Here is a 16230-nt window from a genome sequence, read left to right as displayed (position 1 = left end):
GCACGATGGCCGACGACACCGAGGCACGGCTGGCAGCCGTACCCGCACCCACCACGTCACCCGCCGGCGGCGACGGCCCGGACGACTACCTGGAGCGCCGCACGCTGCGCCGCGGCAGTGCCGGGTGGCTGCTCCTGACCGGCCTCGGCGTCGCCTACGTCGTCTCCGGGGACTTCTCCGGCTGGAACGTCGGGCTCGACAAGGGCGGCTTCGGCGGTCTCGCCATCGCCACCGTCCTGATGGGCGCCATGTACGCCTGTCTGGTCTTCTCCCTCGCCGAGCTGTCGACGATCCTGCCGACGGCGGGCGGCGGCTACGGCTTCGCCCGCCGCGCGCTGGGCCCCTGGGGCGGCTTCCTGACCGGCACCGCCATCCTCATCGAATACATCCTGGCCCCCGCGGCGATCGTCATCTTCATCGGCGACTACGTGGAGTCCCTCGGCCTCTTCGGCCTCACCTCCAGCTGGCCCGTCTACCTCGGCTGCTTCGTGATCTTCATCGGCGTGCACCTGTGGGGCGTCGGCGAGGCGCTCCGCTTCAGCCTCGTCGTGACCGCCGTCGCCGTCGCCGCACTGCTGATCTTCGCGGTCGGCGCCTTCACGGAGTTCAGCGCGGACGGCCTCAACGACATCCCGGTCGACCCGACCGCCTTCGGCTCGAACTCCTGGCTGCCGCTGGGCGTGCTCGGCATCTGGGCCGCCTTCCCCTTCGGCATGTGGTTCTTCCTCGGCGTGGAAGGCGTACCGCTGGCGGCCGAGGAGGCGAAGGACCCGGTCCGCTCCATGCCGAAGGCGCTGTCCATCTCCATGGGCATCCTCGCCCTGCTGGCCCTGATCACCTTCTTCGCGGCGACCGGCGCGCAGGGCGCAGACGCCGTCAAGACGGCCGGCAATCCACTGGTGGTCGCCCTGGAAGGGGACGGCGGCCCGACCGCGCTGAGCCGTTTCGTGAACTACGCGGGTCTGGCGGGCCTGGTGGCCTCCTTCTTCTCGCTGATCTACGCGGGATCGCGCCAGCTCTTCGCCCTCTCCCGGGCCGGCTACCTGCCCCGCTTCCTGTCCCTGACCTCCAAGCGCAAGGCCCCGTACCTCGGCCTGGTCATCCCCGGCGCGATCGGCTTCGCCCTGGCCGCGGCCACCGGCAACGGCGCCCGCATGCTCAACATCGCGGTCTTCGGCGCGACCATCTCCTACGCCCTGATGGCGCTCTCGCACATCGTGCTGCGCCGCCGGGAGCCGCAGCTGGCGCGTCCGTACCGCACCCCGGGCGGCATCCTGACCTCCTCGGTGGCCTTCGCGCTCGCCCTGTCGGCCCTGGTCGCGACCTTCCTGGTGGACAAGGACGCGGCCTTCATCGCCCTGGCCGTGTACGCCGTCGCCCTGGCCTACTTCGCCTTCCACAGCCGCCACCACCTGGTGGCCTCGGCCCCCGAGGAGGAGTTCGCGGCCCTCGCGGAAGCCGAGGCGGAGCTGGCCCGCGACTGAGATCCTGTCCTGTCCCGTCCTGTCCTGTCGTCCGCCGTCCCGTTCACGGAGGTAGAGAACGTGCCCAGGCCGCTCATCGGCATCACCACCTACGTCGAGGAATCCACCCGCTACGGGGTGTGGGACCTGCCTACGTCCCTCGTACCGGCCGGGTACTACGCACTCGTCCAGGCGGCGGGCGGCGCGGCCGTACTGCTGCCCCCGGACGAACCCGGTGCGGCGGCGGAGGTGTTGAGCCGGGTGGACGGCCTCGTGGTCGCGGGCGGCCCGGACCTGGACCCGGTCCACTACGGCGCCGCACGCGACCCCCGTACGGGCCCGCCCGCGACGGTCCGCGACCACTGGGAGCTGGCCCTGATCAACGCGGCGCTGGAGGCGGACGTGCCGGTGCTCGGCATCTGCCGGGGGATGCAGGCGCTGAACGTGGCCCTGGGCGGCACGCTGGTCCAGCACATCGACGGCCACGTCGACACCCCGGACGTCACCTCCTGGCACCCGGTGCGCCCCGTCCCGGGCACCCGGTACGCCGAGCTGGTCCCGGAGGAGGCGCAGGTACCGACCTACCACCATCAGGCGGTCGAGCGCCTGGGGCGCGGCCTGGTCGTCTCGGCGCACGCGCTCGACGGGACGGTGGAGGCGATCGAGCTGCCCGACCCGGCGCGCTGGGCGCTGGGCGTGCAGTGGCACCCGGAGCGTGACAAGGACACGCGGGTGATGTCCTCGCTGATCGAGGCGGCCGCGGCGCACCGCGGGGTTCCGGTGGCCTGACCGGCGTACGGCGACGGCCGCCCCGCCCCCGCAAGCGCGCGGGGCGGGGCGGCCGAGGTCCGCCCGGACGGCGCCGCCCCCGAGCCCGCTTGGCCCAGGGATCCGCACGTGTGCACGCTGGAGGGAGGGGGACGGAGTCACACGGCGCGGCCGCCGCCCTGCTGTCCGACAGATCACGGTGACGGACGGGACGCCGCCTCCTACGATGCGTGATCGATACACCGATCTCTGCTCGTTCCCACCCGCCCGAGGAGACAGACCCGTGACCACCGGCGACGCCCTGCCCGAGAGCTACTACGAGCGGACGGGCGGCCACCGCTACAAGCCCACCGCCCACGCGGGCGGTGCGTGGAACACCGGCGAGCAGCACTTCAGCCCGCTCACCGGCCTCGTGGTGCACGCGATCGACGGACACCTGGCGGGGCGGCCCGCACCGTCGGCACTCGCGCGGATCAGCTACGACATCCTCGGCCGTATCGCCCTCGACGAGTGCGAGATCACCGTCGAGACCCTGCGCCCGGGCCGCACCATCGAGCTGCTGGAGGCGACCGTGGCCATCGGCGGCCGGCCGGTGGTCCGCGCCCGCGCCTGGCTGCTGGCGACCCTGGACTCCTCCTCGGTGGCCGACAGCCCGCACGAGCCCCTCCCCGCTCCCGGGGAACTCGACGTCTGGGCCATGGACGAGGAATGGGACGGCGGCTTCGTCTCCTCCATCGAGGTCCGCCGGACGCCGCCCTCCCGCCGCGGCCGCACGGCGGCCTGGGTGTCCTCGCCGCTCACCCTGGTCGCGGGCGAGCCCAGCAGCGCCCTCGCCTCGTACGTCGCCCTGGTGGACACCGCGAACGGCGTCGCGGCCCAGCAGGACCCCACCGCGTGGATGTTCCCGAACCTCGACCTGACGATCCACCTGCACCGACAGCCGCGCGGCCCATGGACCGGCCTGGACACCACCGTCACCTTCGGCCCGTCGGGTCAGGGGCTCACCAGCAGCGTCCTGCACGATCTCGACGGCCCGGTCGGCCACGCCGAACAGATCCTCACGGTCCGCCCGCTGCCCTAGGGTCCGTCCGCTGCCCTAGGGTCCGTCCGATGCCCGGGGGTCCGTCCGCCGGCCCGGCCCCTGGGCGGTGCCCCGGGTCAGGGACAGCAGGTCCCGGGCCGGGCCCGCCGGGCGAGCGCCCGCGGGCCACACCGCCCGCAGGGCCCGGCCCAGCCCGGCGCCCGTCACCGGCACCGCCACCAGCCTGCGCGCCGCCAGCTCGTCCACCACGGCGAGCTCCGACAGCACGCACGGCCCGGCGCCGCCCAGCGCGGCCGCCTTCACCGCCGTCGTCGACGCCAGCTCCAGCAGCGGCGCGGCCAGCCCGCCGTGCCCGGCGAGCGCCGCGTCCAGCACCTGCCGCGTCCCCGATCCCCGCTCCCGCAGGATCAGCGGCGTCGCGGCGAGTTCCGCCGCCTCCACGCCCCGCGCGCGCCGCGCCCACGGGTGCGCCGACGCCACCGCCACGACCAGCCGGTCCTGCGCGATCACCGCCGAGTCCAGGCCCTCGGGCACCGTCAGCCCCTCCACGAAGCCGAGGTCGGCCTCGTGCGCGAGGACCCGCTGCACGACCAGCGCCGAGTTGCCCGCGTGCAGTGACACCGCCGTGTCCGGACGCTGACCGCGCAGCGCGATCAACCACCCGGGCAACAGGTACTCCGCGATCGTCATGCTGGCCGCCACCCGCAGCCGCGAGTCCCGCCGCCCCCGCAGCGCCTGTGCGCCCGCGTCGAAGGCCTCGGCCGCCTCCACCACCCGCCGGGCCCAGTCCGTGACCAGCGCGCCTTCGGCCGTCAGCGTCGAGCCACGCGGGGAGCGGTCCACCAGGGCGACGCCCAGCCGGGTCTCCATTGCCCGGATCCGGCTGCTCGCCGCGGGCTGGGTGATGCCCAGCCGCCGGGCCGCGCCGCTCAGGCTGCCCATCCGGGCCACCGCGAGCAGCAGCTCCAGTGCACCCAGGTCCGGTACGCGGTGTGCCAGCGGAATCGTGTTCTCCTCACCCATAACATCAGTTTATGGCCTTATAGAGAGGTGATCCCTGCCGCGCGTCCCGCCCCGGCGTGACGCTGGACCCATGGCCACCACCCTCGTGCGACCCCGCCCCCTCACCGAGCCCGCGCCCGCCGCCCACAAGGCACCTGCGCTGCGCCACCTCGGCCCCAACTGGTACGCCTCCGTCATGGGCACCGCGATGGTCGCCAACGCCGGTGCGACCCTCCCGTACCAGCTGCCCGGCCAGCGCGTGGCCTGCCAGCTCGTCTGGGCACTCTCCGCGGCCGCCCTCGCCGTCCTGCTGGTCGCCCGTGCCGGGCACTGGCTGCACCACCGCGACCAGGCCCGCGCCCACCTGCTCGACCCCGCCGTGGCCCCCTTCTACGGCTGCCTGTCCATGGCGCTGCTGGCCGTCGGCGGCGGCACCCTCATCGTCGGCAGGGACCTCGTCGGAACCGGCGCCGCCGTGGCCGCGGACACCGTGCTGTTCACCGCGGGCACGGCGATCGGCCTGGTCGCGGCTGTGGCCGTGCCCTACCTGATGGTGGTGCGCCACAAGGTCGAACCGGGGCAGGCGAGCCCGGTGTGGCTGCTCCCCCTCGTCGCCCCCATGGTCTCGGCCGCCCTCGGCCCGCTGCTGATCCCCCACCTGCCCGCCGGCCAGCCCCGCGAGGCCATGCTGCTCGCCTGCTACGCCATGTTCGGCACCAGCCTGCTCGCCACCCTGCTCGTGCTCCCCCTCATCTTCGGCCGGCTGGTCGTGGGCGGTCCCCTCCCCCTGGCCCTCACCCCCACCCTGTTCCTGGTCCTCGGTCCGCTCGGACAGTCCACCACCGCCGTGAACCAGCTCGCCGACATGGCCCCCGGGGCCGTCGGCGCCCCCTACGCCGACGCCCTCGCCGGCTTCGCGGTCGTCTACGGGGTGCCCGTGATGGGATTCGCCCTGCTCTGGCTGGCACTCGCCGGGTGCATGCTGGTGCGGGCGGCCCGGGGCGGCATGGGCTTCGCGATGACCTGGTGGGCGCTGACCTTCCCCGTGGGCACCTGTGTCACCGGCGCCGCCGGCCTGGCCCGCCACACCGGGCTCACCGCCCTCGGCTGGCTGGCCGCGGCACTCTTCCTCGCCCTGCTGACGGCCTGGCTCCTCGCCGCCGCCCACACCCTCCGGGGCCTGTTCACGGGCCGGCTGCTCGCCGGCTGACCGCCCCCTTGCGGGGGGGTGCCTCTATGTCTTTCGTCAAGGCACCTGTGTCGGGTTTCGGGTGGTTCGGGCTCGCTGAGGCTAAGCGGCGAGCTCGACGTCCGTCGGTGTCCGGGATTCGTAGAAGGTGCCGTCGCGGAGCATGGCGAACAGGACGCTGATGCGTTGGCGGGCGAGGCGGAGGAGGGCCTGGGTGTGGGTTTTGCCGCGTGCTCGTTGCTTGTCGTAGTAGGCGCGGGAGGCCGGGTCGGCGTTCATGCAGGCGAAGGCGGAGAGAAACATCGCCCGTTTGAGCTGCCGGTTTCCGCCTCGGGGTGCGTGTTCGCCATGGATCGAGGTCCCGGACTGCTTCGTGGTGGGGGCGAGGCCGGCGTAGGAGGCGAGGTGGGCGGCGGTGGGGAAGCTGGTGCCGTCGCCGACGGTGACCAGCAGGACGGCGGCGGTCCTGACGCCGACGCCGGGCATCGACGTCAGGACCGGGGAAAGAGGGTGAGCCTCCAGCAGGGCGTTGATCTGGGCTTCCATCGCCCGGCGCTGGGTGTGGACAGCGGCCAGCGAGGCGGCCAGGGAGGGGATGACGATGTCGAGGGTGCCGGTCCCGGGAACGACGACGGTCTGCTCGTCGAGCGCGTTGAAGACGTCGTCGATCAGCCTGGTGGCCATGCGCGGGGCCTTCGGGCGGATCAGCTCGACGAGTCTGCGGCGTCCGGCCTTGCGCAGGGCGGCTGGGGATCCGTAGCGCTCCAGCAGCCAGGTCACGGCCTGGTGGTCCAGGCGCGGGCCCAGGACGCGTTCCAGGCTGGGGTGGAACTGGGTGAGCAGGCCCCGTATCCGGTTGGAGGTGCGGGTGGCCTCGGCGGCCAGGTCCTGGTCGAAGCCGACGAGCACGGTCAGCTCGGCGGTGATCTGGTCGGTCAGCTCCAGCGAGCGCAGGGTGTGCGGCATCGTCCGGGCGGCGTCCGCGATGACGGCGGCGTCCTTGGCGTCGGTCTTGGCCTCGCCCGGGTAGAGGTCGGCGATCCGGCGCATCGCCAGTCCGGGCAGGTAGGCGACCTGGCAGCCCGCGTCGCGGGCGACGGTCAGTGGCAGGGCGCCGATGGAGGCGGGCTGGTCCACGATCACCAGCACGGTGCCGAACTTCGCGGTCAGCTTGTCGAAGACGGCCCGCAGCTTGGGCTCGCTGTTGGGCAGCTGCTTGTCGAAGACCTTCTTCCCGCCCGGGGTGAGCCCATGACCGTGATGGCTGCTCTTGCCGACGTCCAGGCCCAGGAACACGCCCACGTCTTCGATCTCGAACATCGTGCCCCTTCCCAGGGGGTGTTGACGGTGCCGGCCTCGGCTCGGGTGTCGTGCTCGCGCATCCACGTTATGCAGACCTGCCGCCCGCGAACTGTCCAGCATTGCGCCGGACCGGACGGTGGCCGGACCTCTGATCAGCGTCTCCGACGAACACCCCCGGACCCGGTGACACCACCCCCCAGGTCATGCCTTCGACAGGGGGCAACAGTCATGCCGGGCCCGGAGGCCAGCGGCCCCATTGCGGAACCGCAGAAAACATAACGGGACAGGCGGATCCGGGCGCGGTCCCGTCCTGGCCGAGATCGCCGTCACTCGCCGAGCCGGGGAGGCACTCCGCCGTGGCACCACCGCACCGGCACCGTCCCGCCCCGGCAACCGGCCACTCCGAGAGGAACCGAAGAGCGAGCCGAACCGCTCAGCGCGCGGCGGCCAGCGCGGCGGCCAGTACCGTCGGCGCGTCGGCCAGCGAGGGCCCGTACCAGGTCAGGTGCCTGCCGTCGACCAGGGCCGCCGGGAGGCCGGGGAAGGCCTCCGGGCCGTCCGCGGCCGTGAAGCGGTACGGCTCGTCCGGCAGCACCACCAGATCGCAGCCGGCCGCGGCCAGCTCCTCCACCGGGATCTTCGGGTACCGCTCCGCGTGCCCGGCGTAGACGTTGCGCACCCCGAGCCGTGCCAGCAGGTCGCCCGCGAAGGTGTCCCGGCCGAGCACCATCCACGGCCGCCGCCACACCGGTACGAAGGCCGTGAGCTCTCCCACCGGTTCCACGCGGGCCCACGCCGCCTCCGCGTCCGCCAGCCACGCCGGTCTCGGCAGTCCCAGCGCGCCCACCAGCACCCGGTCCAACTCCCGCAGCGCCTGGGGGAGGTCGCGGATCTCGGTGACGAGCACCTCCACGCCGGCGGCCCTCAGCGCGGCGAGGTCCGGTGCCCGGTTCTCCTCCTCGTTGGCGATCACCAGGTCCGGGCGGAGCTCCGCGATCCTGCGCACATCGGGGTTCTTCGTCCCCCCGATCCGCTCCACCGTCCCGAGGCCGCCGGGGTGCGTGCACCAGTCGGTGACCCCGACGAGCCGCCCGGGCGCGCTCACGGCCACCGCCTCGCTCAGCGACGGCACCAGCGACACGATCCGCCGCACGCCGGGGCTCACCGGCCGGGAGACGGGGGCTCGGACGTCGCGTGGATGTGCTCCCCCACGGCGACGACCAGGATCCGGGTGTCCTCGGTGACGGCCCGCCAGCGGTGGCGCACACCGCCGGACAGGAACAACGCGTCCCCGCTCTCCAGCCGGTACGCCCGCCCTTCGGCCTCCACCTGGCAAGCACCCTCGACCACGTACATCAGCTCGTCGTTGCGGTGCTGGTACTCGCGCCCGGCGTCCTGGTCCCCGGTGAACTCCATGGCGTGCAGCTGGTGATGCCCGCGTACGAGGGGCCGTACCCCCGGGACCGGGGTGAGCCCGGACTCGTCCCCGGCCCGTACGAGGTCCACGGTGCGCGCGGTGTCGGAGGCGGCGAGCAGCTCCACGGCCGTGGTCTCCAGCGCGTCGGCGACACGCTCCAGGGACCGCATGCTGGGCCGGGCGCGCTCGTTCTCTATCTGACTCAGGAAGGGCACCGACAGGCCGCTTCGCGCCGACACGGCGGCCAGCGTGAGGTGGAGCGCGCGGCGGCGCTTGCGCACGGCCACACCCACCCGCAGCGGTTCCTTGCCGTCCTTGTCCTTGCTCTTGTCGTCCCTGTCGTCCAGCGTGCCGCTCGGGCCGTCCGTGCCGTCCCTGTCGTTCATGTCGGGGCTGCCCTCCCCATGTCCGTCGCACATCGGTGTGCTGTAAGCACCTTACGCAGCAACCGGCTCCGGTTTCGCCCGCACGGACCTTCTCGTACTCGTCCGCTCACCGTGCGTGGCGCCTCGGGGTGGGCCGGGAGCCCGCCGGAGCGTCCCGGCCGCCGCCCCTGCGGCCGGGACGGCGGCGAAGCCGCTTGCGGCATCATCGTTCCCGTGACGACACGACGCCTGATGCTCCTGGACACCGCCTCCCTCTACTACCGCGCCTACTTCGGCGTACCGGACTCCGTGAAGGCCCCCGACGGCACCCCGGTCAACGCCGTGCGCGGGCTCCTCGACTTCATCGCCCGGCTGGTCCAGGACCACCAGCCGGACGACCTGGTGGCGTGCATGGACGCGGACTGGCGGCCGCACTGGCGGGTGGAGCTGATCCCCTCGTACAAAGCCCACCGCGTCGCCGTCGAGACCGCGACGGGCCCCGACGTGGAGGAGACTCCGGACACGCTCGCCCCGCAGGTGCCGATCATCGAAGCGGCGCTGGACGCCTTCGGCATCGCCCGGGTCGGCGTCGCCGGGTACGAGGCGGACGACGTGATCGGGACGCTCACCGCCCGCGCGACGGGACCGGTCGACATCGTCACGGGCGACCGGGACCTGTACCAGCTCGTGGACGACGCCCGGCAGCGGCGGGTGCTGTACCCGCTCAAGGGAGTGGGCACCCTACAGCTGACGGACGAGGCGTGGCTGCGGGAGAAGTACGGGGTGGACGGCCCCGGTTACGCGGACCTCGCCCTGCTGCGCGGCGACCCGAGCGACGGTCTGCCCGGCGTCCCCGGCATCGGCGAGAAGACGGCGGCGAAACTGCTCGACGCCTACGGCGACCTGGCCGGGATCATCGCGGCGGTCGACGACCCGAAGTCGAAGCTGACGCCCGCCCAGCGCAGGCGGCTGGACGAGTCCCGGCCGTACCTGGCGGTGGCACCGAAGGTGGTCAAGGTGGCCTCCGACGTGCCGCTTCCGCAGTTCGACGCCGCACTTCCGGCCGTCCCGGCGCAGCCCGAGCTGGTCGACGCACTAGCCCATCGGTGGGGATTGGGCGGTGCTGTGTCCCGCCTGGGCGGCGCCCTGCGCCGCTGAGGTGCTAACTTAGGTAAGGCTAAGTTTCATGGGAGTCAGGGGAGTCACCGTGGCAGAAGGACGCGGCCGCACCGTCGGCACCGCCGTTGTCGTACGCACCGAGCGGCTTTCGCCGCACATGGTGCGGATCGTGCTGGGCGGTGAGGGGCTGGCCGACTTCGGTGCGGGCGAGTACACCGACCACTACGTGAAACTCCTTTTCGCTCCCGAGGGTGTCACTTACCCCGCGCCCTGGGACCTGGAACGCATCCGCGGCGACTTTCCGCGGGCCCAGTGGCCGCGCCAGCGCGCCTACACCGTGCGCAACTGGGACCCGGCGCACCTGGAGCTGACGCTCGACTTCGTCGTCCACGGCGACGAGGGCCTGGCCGGCCCCTGGGCGGCTCGGGCCCAGCCGGGCGAGCTCGTGCGCTTCCTCGGCCCCGGCGGCGCCTACGCCCCGGACCCGGCGGCCGACTGGCACCTCCTGATCGGCGACGAGAGCGCGCTGCCGGCGATCGCCGCGGCGATGGAGCGGATGCCCGCGGGCGCGGACGTCCGCGCCTTCGTGGAGATCGACGGCCCGCAGGACGAGCTGAAGGTGGCCACCCCCGACGGCATCACCCCGGTCTGGCTCCACCGCGGTGACCGCCCGGTCGGCGAGGCCCTGGTCGAGGCCGTCCAGGCGCTGGAGTTCCCCTCCCCGGACGTCCACGCCTTCGTCCACGGCGAGGCCGGCTTCGTCAAGGACCTGCGCCGCCACCTCCGCCTGGAGCGCGGCATCGCACGCGAACGCCTGTCGATCTCGGGCTACTGGCGCCTGGGCGAGACGGACGAGGGCTGGCGCGCGATCAAGCGCGACTGGAACGCCACGGTCGAAGCCGAACAGGAACACCGCGCGGCGGCCTGACCCTCTCCGGGGCGGAGTCCGGGGTGCGGGGCGCGAGGCAGCCTCCTCGCGGCGGAGCCCCACCCCGCCCTCTCCCCCGGAGCCGCGGCGCGCGCGACGAGGCGTACCGCGGGAGAATGCTCGTATGCGTACGCTCCGCGCTCTCGGAGCGGCAGGGGCCGCGGCCCTCCTCACCGCCACGGCGGCCACGGCCGCACCGAGCCCGCCCCCCGCTCCCCGCCCTCAGCTCACGGACGCCGCCGTCGACGCGGCCGTCGCCCGCCTCGACGGCACGGTCACGGACCTGATGCGCCGCACCGGTGTCCCCGGCGTCGCGGTGGCCGTCGTCCACGACGACAAGGTCGTCCACCTCAAGGGCTTCGGCGTCCGCCGCACCGGCGAGAGCGCCACCGTCGGCCCCGACACCGTCTTCCAGCTCGCCTCGCTCTCCAAGCCCGTCTCCTCCACCGTCGTCGCCGGCGCCCTCGCCGACCCCGACGGGTGGGACCGCCACGCCTCCCTGCCCGGCTTCTCCCTGAAGGACCCTTGGGTGACCGGGCACGTCACCACCGCCGATCTGTTCTCCCACCGCAGCGGCCTGCCCGACCACGCCGGCGACCTTCTCGAAGACCTCGGCTACGACCAGTCGTACATCCTCGACCACCTGCGCCTGGAACCGCTCACCCCCTTCCGCGCGAGCTACGCCTACACCAACTTCGGCTTCACGGCCGCCGCCGAGGCGGTCGCCCGGGCCAAGGGCACCAGCTGGCAGAAGCTCGCCGACGACACCCTCTTCAAGCCCGCCGGCATGGGGGACACCAGCACCGAGTTCTCCGCCTTCGCCAACGCCCCCGACCGCGCCGCCACCCACGTCGAGGACCCCGACGGCACCTGGAGCCCCCGCTACGTACGCGACCCGGACGCCCAGGCCCCGGCCGGCGGTGTCAGCTCCACCGCCCGCGACATGTCCCGCTGGCTGCGGCTCCAGCTCGCCGACGGCACCCTGGACGGCAAGCGGATCATCCCCGCCGATGCGCTCGCCCGCACCCACGTGCCCGCGATCGTCTCGAATCCGCCCTCGACCCCCACCGCCCGCACCGGCTTCTACGGCCTCGGCTGGAACGTCTCGTACGACGACGCGGGACGACTGCGCCTGAGCCACTCCGGCGCCTTCGAACTCGGCGCGAACACCAACGTGACCATGCTCCCGCTGGAGCGGCTCGGCATCGTCGTCCTCACCAACGGCGCCCCCGTGGGCCTGGCCGACGCCGTCGCCCTGGACTTCTTCGACTTCGCCGAGCACGGCAAGGCCACCGCCGACTGGCTGGCGCTCGCCGGATCCCTGTACGCGCAGATGGACGCCGCGGGCCGGTCCGCCACCGACTACGCCCACCCGCCCGCCGGTGCGAAGCCGGCCCGCGACAGCGCCGCGTACACCGGCACCTACGACAACCCGTACTACGGCAGGGCCACCGTGACGGCAGACGACGACGGCGCCCTCACCCTCGCCCTCGGCCCGAAGCCCCTGCGGTTCCCGCTGACCCACTACGACGGCGACACCTTCAGCTTCGTGACCACGGGCGAGAACGCCGTCGGCCGTACCGGGGTGACCTTCGGGGACGGCACGCTCCGCGTCGAGTACCTCGACGCCAACCACCTGGGCACCTTCACCCGGCAGTAGCCGCATAGCCTGTCCTCCGATGAGACGCAGAACCCAGGCACCCCCCTCGCCCCTTCCCCAGCAGGCCGGTATCGACCCGGTCAGGCTCCGGCTGCCGCCCGACCCGGACCGGAGCTGGCCGGACCTCGGCAGCTACCTCACCGCCCGCTACGCCGGCACCCGCGGCGCGGAGTCCATGGCGCGGCTGCTGGCCGCGGGCCGGGTACTGGGCGCCGACGGGCAGGTGCTGTGCGCCGGGGACCCGTACGAGCCCGGCCGCTACCTGTGGTTCCACCGCGACATGGAGGCGGAACCCAGGGTGCCGTTCGCGGTCGGCGTGGTCCACCGGGACGAGCACCTCCTCGTCGTGGACAAACCACACTTCCTGGCGACCACCCCGCGCGGCAGCCACATCACCGAGACCGCCCTGGCCAGGCTGCGCGAGGAGCTCGCCCTGCCCGACCTCAGCCCCGCGCACCGCCTGGACCGGCTCACCGCCGGTCTGGTGATGTTCAGCGTCCGCCCCGAGGACCGCGGCGCCTACCAGCTGCTCTTCCAGCGGCGCGAGGTCCACAAGGAGTACGAGGCCGTCGCGCACCACGACCCGGCGCTCGCCTTCCCGCGCACCGTCCGCAGCCGCATCGAGAAGCTCCGCGGGGTGATCGCGGCGACCGAGGTCCCCGGCCCGCCCAACGCCGAGAGCCTCATCGAGCTCGTCGACGTCCGCGGCGCCCTGGGCCGCTACCGGCTCACCCCGCACACCGGCCGCACCCACCAGCTGCGGGTGCACATGAACAGCCTGGGCCTGCCCATCCTGGGCGATCCGGTGTACCCGGAGGTGACCGACCCGGCTCCGGACGACTACCGCCGACCCCTTCAACTCCTGGCCCGGGTGCTGGCGTTCACCGACCCGGTGACCGGAGCCGCCCACCGCTTCGAGAGCACCCGCACCCTCCGGGCCTGGCACGACCACCCCGGCTGGGACACCGGCGGCTAGGGCGTGCTGCCCAAGCCCACCGGCCCACAACGCCCGGCACCGGGACCCACTAACCGACCGAGCTGTAGGCCACGACCCCCCGCAGGAGCGCGTCCACGGCCTTGCGGGCGTTCTTCGCGACCGTACTTCCGCTGTCGCCATGGGCCGAGGGGGCGGCCGCCGCGATCTGCCCGAGCACGTCGATGACCTGCTTGCACCAGCGCACGAAGTCACCGGCGGGCATCTCGGCCTCGCGGAGCACCTCGTCCAGGCTCTTGTCGGAGGCCCACTGGTATGCCGCCCATGCGAAGCCGAGGTCCGGCTCGCGTTGGCCCACGCCCTCCGCCTGGTTGATGCGGTGTTCCTCCTCCAGCGCGTCCAGCCGGCCCCAGATGCGGACCATCTCACCGAGCGCCACCTTCGCCGCGCCACCGGGAACCTTCGGCGCGACCGCGTCGTCGGACTGCCGGGCCTCGAAGACCAACGCCGAGACGCAGGCGGCCAGTTCCGCCGGGCTCAGACCCTCCCAGATCCTGGCGCGCAGGCATTCGGAGGCCAGCAGGTCGAGCTCCCCGTACAGCCGGGCGAGCCGCTTGCCGTGCACGGTGACCTCGTCCTCACGCAGGTAGTCCAGCTCGGTCAGCAGCGCGTGGATCCGGTCGAAGGTGCGGGCAATGGTGTTGGTCCGGCCCTCGATCCGCCGCTCCAGCTGGTGGGTGTCCCGCTGGAGCCGGTGGTAGCGCTCCGCCCAGCGGGCGTGGTCCTCGCGCTCGTCGCAGCCGTGGCAGGGGTGCGCCCGCAGCTCGCTGCGCAGCCGGGCGATCTCGCGGTCGTCGGCGGCCGCCGCCCTGCCGCGGGAGCGCCGCTCCGGGGTGATGTGCCCGGCCTTGCTCCGCAGCTGGGAGGCGAGGTCCCGACGGGACTGCGGCGAGCGCGCGTTGAAGGTCTTGGGGATCCGCATCCGGTCCAGCGCCTCGACCGGGACCGGGAAGTCGATCGCGGCGAGCCGCTTGACCTGGCGCTCCGCGGTGAGCACCAGCGGGCGCGGGCCCTCGGCGTACTCGTGACCGCGGTGCCCGTGGACCCGTCCGGCCGGCACGCCCGGGTCCAGGACCAGGGCGAGGCCGGCGAACTTGCCCGTCGGAACGTGGATGATGTCGCCCGGCTTGAGCTTCTCCAGCGAACTGGCCGCCTGCACCCGTCGCTGGGCCGCGCCCTGCTTGGCCAGCTCCGTCTCACGGTCCTTGAGGTCGCGGCGCAGCTGCGCGTACTCCTCGAAGTTCCCCAGGTGGCAGGTCATGCCCTCGCGGTAGCCGGCCAGGCCCTCCTCGTTGCGCTGCACCTGCCGGGAGATCCCGACGACGGAGCGGTCCGCCTGGAACTGCGCGAAGGAGGTCTCCAGCAGCTCGCGCGAGCGGTGCCGCCCGAACTGGCTCACCAGGTTGACGGCCATGTTGTACGAGGGCTTGAAGCTGGAGCGCAGCGGATACGTGCGGGTGCCCGCGAGTCCGGCGAGCCCGGCCGGGTCCATGCCCCGCTGCCAGAGCACGACCGCGTGCCCCTCGACGTCGATGCCGCGCCGACCGGCCCGGCCGGTCAGCTGGGTGTACTCGCCGGGGGTGATGTCGGCGTGCTGCTCGCCGTTCCACTTGACCAGCTTCTCCAGGATCACCGTGCGCGCGGGCATGTTGATGCCCAGCGCCAGGGTCTCCGTGGCGAAGACGGCCTTCACCAGGCCGCGGACGAAGAGCTCCTCGACGACCTCCTTGAAGGTGGGCAGCATGCCCGCGTGGTGCGCGGCGATGCCCCGCTCCAGGCCTTCGAGCCACTCGTAGTAGCCCAGGACGTGGAGGTCCTCGGTGGGGATGGCGGCCGTGCGTGCCTCGACCAGCTCGCGGACCTTCAGCCGCGCGGACTCGTCGTTGAGGCGCAGGCCCGCGTACAGGCACTGCTGGACGGCCGCCTCGCAGCCGGCCCGGCTGAAGATGAAGTTGATGGCGGGCAGCAGCCCGTCGTTGTCCAGGCGGGCGATGACCTCGGGACGGGAGGGGGTCCAGATCCGGCCGCGGGAGCGCCGCTCGCGCTCGCGGTCCGCCTCGCGGACCATCTTGCCGCGCCGCCGGTCCTTGGGGTTGTAGGTGCGGCTGTTCTCCTCGCGCGCCATGCGCAGCAGGTCGGGGTTGACCTCGCGGCGCGCGGAGCCGCGGCCGCCGTGGTCGGACTCCTCCTCGAAGAGGTCGTAGATCCGGCGGCCGGCCATGACGTGCTGCCACAGCGGGACGGGCCGCTCCTCCGAGACGATCACCTCGGTGTCCCCGCGCACGGTGTCCAGCCAGTCGCCGAACTCCTCGGCGTTGGACACGGTCGCCGACAGGGAGACCAGGGTGACCGATGCGGGGAGGTGGATGATCACTTCCTCCCAGACGGCTCCGCGGAACCGGTCGGAGAGGTAGTGGACCTCGTCCATCACGACGTGGCCGAGGCCGAGCAGCGACTGCGAGCCCGCGTAGAGCATGTTGCGGAGCACCTCGGTGGTCATCACGACCACCGGCGCTTCGGAGTTGACGCTGTTGTCGCCCGTCAGCAGGCCCACCTTGTCGGCGCCGTAGCGCTTGACGAGATCGGCGTACTTCTGGTTCGAGAGCGCCTTGATCGGCGTCGTGTAGAAGCACTTGCGGCCCTGCGCGAGGGCCAGGTGCACGGCGAACTCGCCGACAATGGTCTTGCCCGAGCCGGTCGGGGCGGCGACGAGGACGCCCTTGCCGGCCTCCAGCGCCTTGCATGCCTCCACCTGGTACGCGTCCAGGTCGAAGTCGTACATCTCGCGGAAGGGGGCCAGGGCGGTGGCTTCTTCGGCGGCGCGGATCCGGGCAGCGGCGTACCGCTCGGCGGGTGAGAGTTCTTCGGTCATCTTGTTGTCGAGCCTACCCGCCGGGTCCGACAACAGTCGCGATCATTTGTGGGAGGAGCCGGACCCCCGCGCACGCCCCCGGCGGTCACCGGGAAGGCGCCGGAGCCCG

Annotated in this window: 13 protein-coding genes; 8 read left to right on the top strand and 5 right to left on the bottom strand. The window is 73.1% G+C overall.

The features are described from left to right. Window positions 1–5: 5 nt before the first annotated feature. The 3 genes from eat to AW27_RS27615 all read left to right on the top strand — a co-directional run bounded on the left by eat (window position 6) and on the right by AW27_RS27615 (window position 3312). Window positions 6–1484 (top strand): ethanolamine permease, encoded by a 1479-nt coding sequence (eat, locus tag AW27_RS27625; protein WP_037925863.1) that lies wholly within the window; start codon window positions 6–8, stop codon window positions 1482–1484. 60 nt (window positions 1485–1544) lie between these two features. After that, window positions 1545–2252: a gamma-glutamyl-gamma-aminobutyrate hydrolase family protein gene (locus AW27_RS27620; RefSeq protein WP_037925860.1), complete on the top strand. Its 708-nt coding sequence runs from the start codon at window positions 1545–1547 to the stop codon at window positions 2250–2252. Window positions 2253–2514: 262 nt separating this feature from the next. Continuing rightward, window positions 2515–3312 carry a thioesterase family protein gene (locus AW27_RS27615; protein WP_037925857.1) on the top strand — a complete coding sequence of 266 codons (798 nt, stop codon included), beginning with the start codon at window positions 2515–2517 and terminating at the stop codon, window positions 3310–3312. Between the two features lie 15 nt (window positions 3313–3327). Here AW27_RS27615 and AW27_RS27610 read toward each other — a convergent pair whose 3' ends face one another. Next, entirely contained in the window at window positions 3328–4296 is a 969-nt protein-coding gene (locus AW27_RS27610; RefSeq protein WP_052031150.1) for a LysR family transcriptional regulator, read from the bottom strand. Between the two features lie 70 nt (window positions 4297–4366). Here AW27_RS27610 and AW27_RS27605 point away from each other — a divergent pair, with 70 nt between their 5' ends. After that, window positions 4367–5485, top strand: coding sequence for a TDT family transporter (locus AW27_RS27605; protein WP_052031149.1), 1119 nt, complete (start codon window positions 4367–4369; stop codon window positions 5483–5485). 81 nt (window positions 5486–5566) lie between these two features. Here AW27_RS27605 and AW27_RS27600 read toward each other — a convergent pair whose 3' ends face one another. The 3 genes from AW27_RS27600 to AW27_RS27590 form a co-directional block, all read right to left on the bottom strand. Continuing rightward, window positions 5567–6784: an IS110 family RNA-guided transposase gene (locus AW27_RS27600; protein WP_304949841.1), complete on the bottom strand. Its 1218-nt coding sequence runs from the start codon at window positions 6782–6784 to the stop codon at window positions 5567–5569. A 415-nt stretch (window positions 6785–7199) separates the two neighbouring features. Continuing rightward, entirely contained in the window at window positions 7200–7931 is a 732-nt protein-coding gene (locus AW27_RS27595; protein WP_078556857.1) for a helical backbone metal receptor, read from the bottom strand. Next, window positions 7928–8569, bottom strand: a complete 642-nt coding sequence (locus AW27_RS27590; protein ID WP_236647779.1) for a helix-turn-helix domain-containing protein — start codon at window positions 8567–8569, stop codon at window positions 7928–7930. The genes AW27_RS27595 and AW27_RS27590 overlap by 4 nt, the downstream gene beginning before the upstream one ends. 231 nt (window positions 8570–8800) lie before the next feature. Here AW27_RS27590 and AW27_RS27585 point away from each other — a divergent pair, with 231 nt between their 5' ends. From AW27_RS27585 to AW27_RS27570, 4 genes are all read left to right on the top strand, one after another. After that, complete coding sequence (locus tag AW27_RS27585) at window positions 8801–9706, top strand: 5'-3' exonuclease (RefSeq protein WP_037925849.1); 906 nt, start codon at window positions 8801–8803, stop codon at window positions 9704–9706. A 49-nt stretch (window positions 9707–9755) separates the two neighbouring features. Next, complete coding sequence (locus AW27_RS27580; RefSeq protein ID WP_236647778.1) at window positions 9756–10595, top strand: siderophore-interacting protein; 840 nt, start codon at window positions 9756–9758, stop codon at window positions 10593–10595. A 124-nt stretch (window positions 10596–10719) separates the two neighbouring features. Further along, window positions 10720–12255, top strand: a complete 1536-nt coding sequence (locus AW27_RS27575) for a serine hydrolase (RefSeq protein ID WP_037925847.1) — start codon at window positions 10720–10722, stop codon at window positions 12253–12255. Between the two features lie 19 nt (window positions 12256–12274). Continuing rightward, on the top strand, window positions 12275–13231 hold the full coding sequence (locus AW27_RS27570; RefSeq protein ID WP_037925844.1) for an RluA family pseudouridine synthase: 957 nt from the start codon (window positions 12275–12277) through the stop codon (window positions 13229–13231). A 49-nt stretch (window positions 13232–13280) separates the two neighbouring features. On the opposite strand, the gene AW27_RS27565 is transcribed toward AW27_RS27570, so the two are convergent. Then, window positions 13281–16121 carry a DEAD/DEAH box helicase gene (locus AW27_RS27565; RefSeq protein ID WP_037926458.1) on the bottom strand — a complete coding sequence of 947 codons (2841 nt, stop codon included), beginning with the start codon at window positions 16119–16121 and terminating at the stop codon, window positions 13281–13283. Between the last annotated feature and the right edge of the window lie 109 nt (window positions 16122–16230).

Origin of the sequence: Streptomyces sp. PCS3-D2 (assembly GCF_000612545.2) — a bacterium.
Classification (GTDB): domain Bacteria; phylum Actinomycetota; class Actinomycetes; order Streptomycetales; family Streptomycetaceae; genus Streptomyces.
This window is presented reverse-complemented; position numbering and strand designations above follow the sequence as displayed.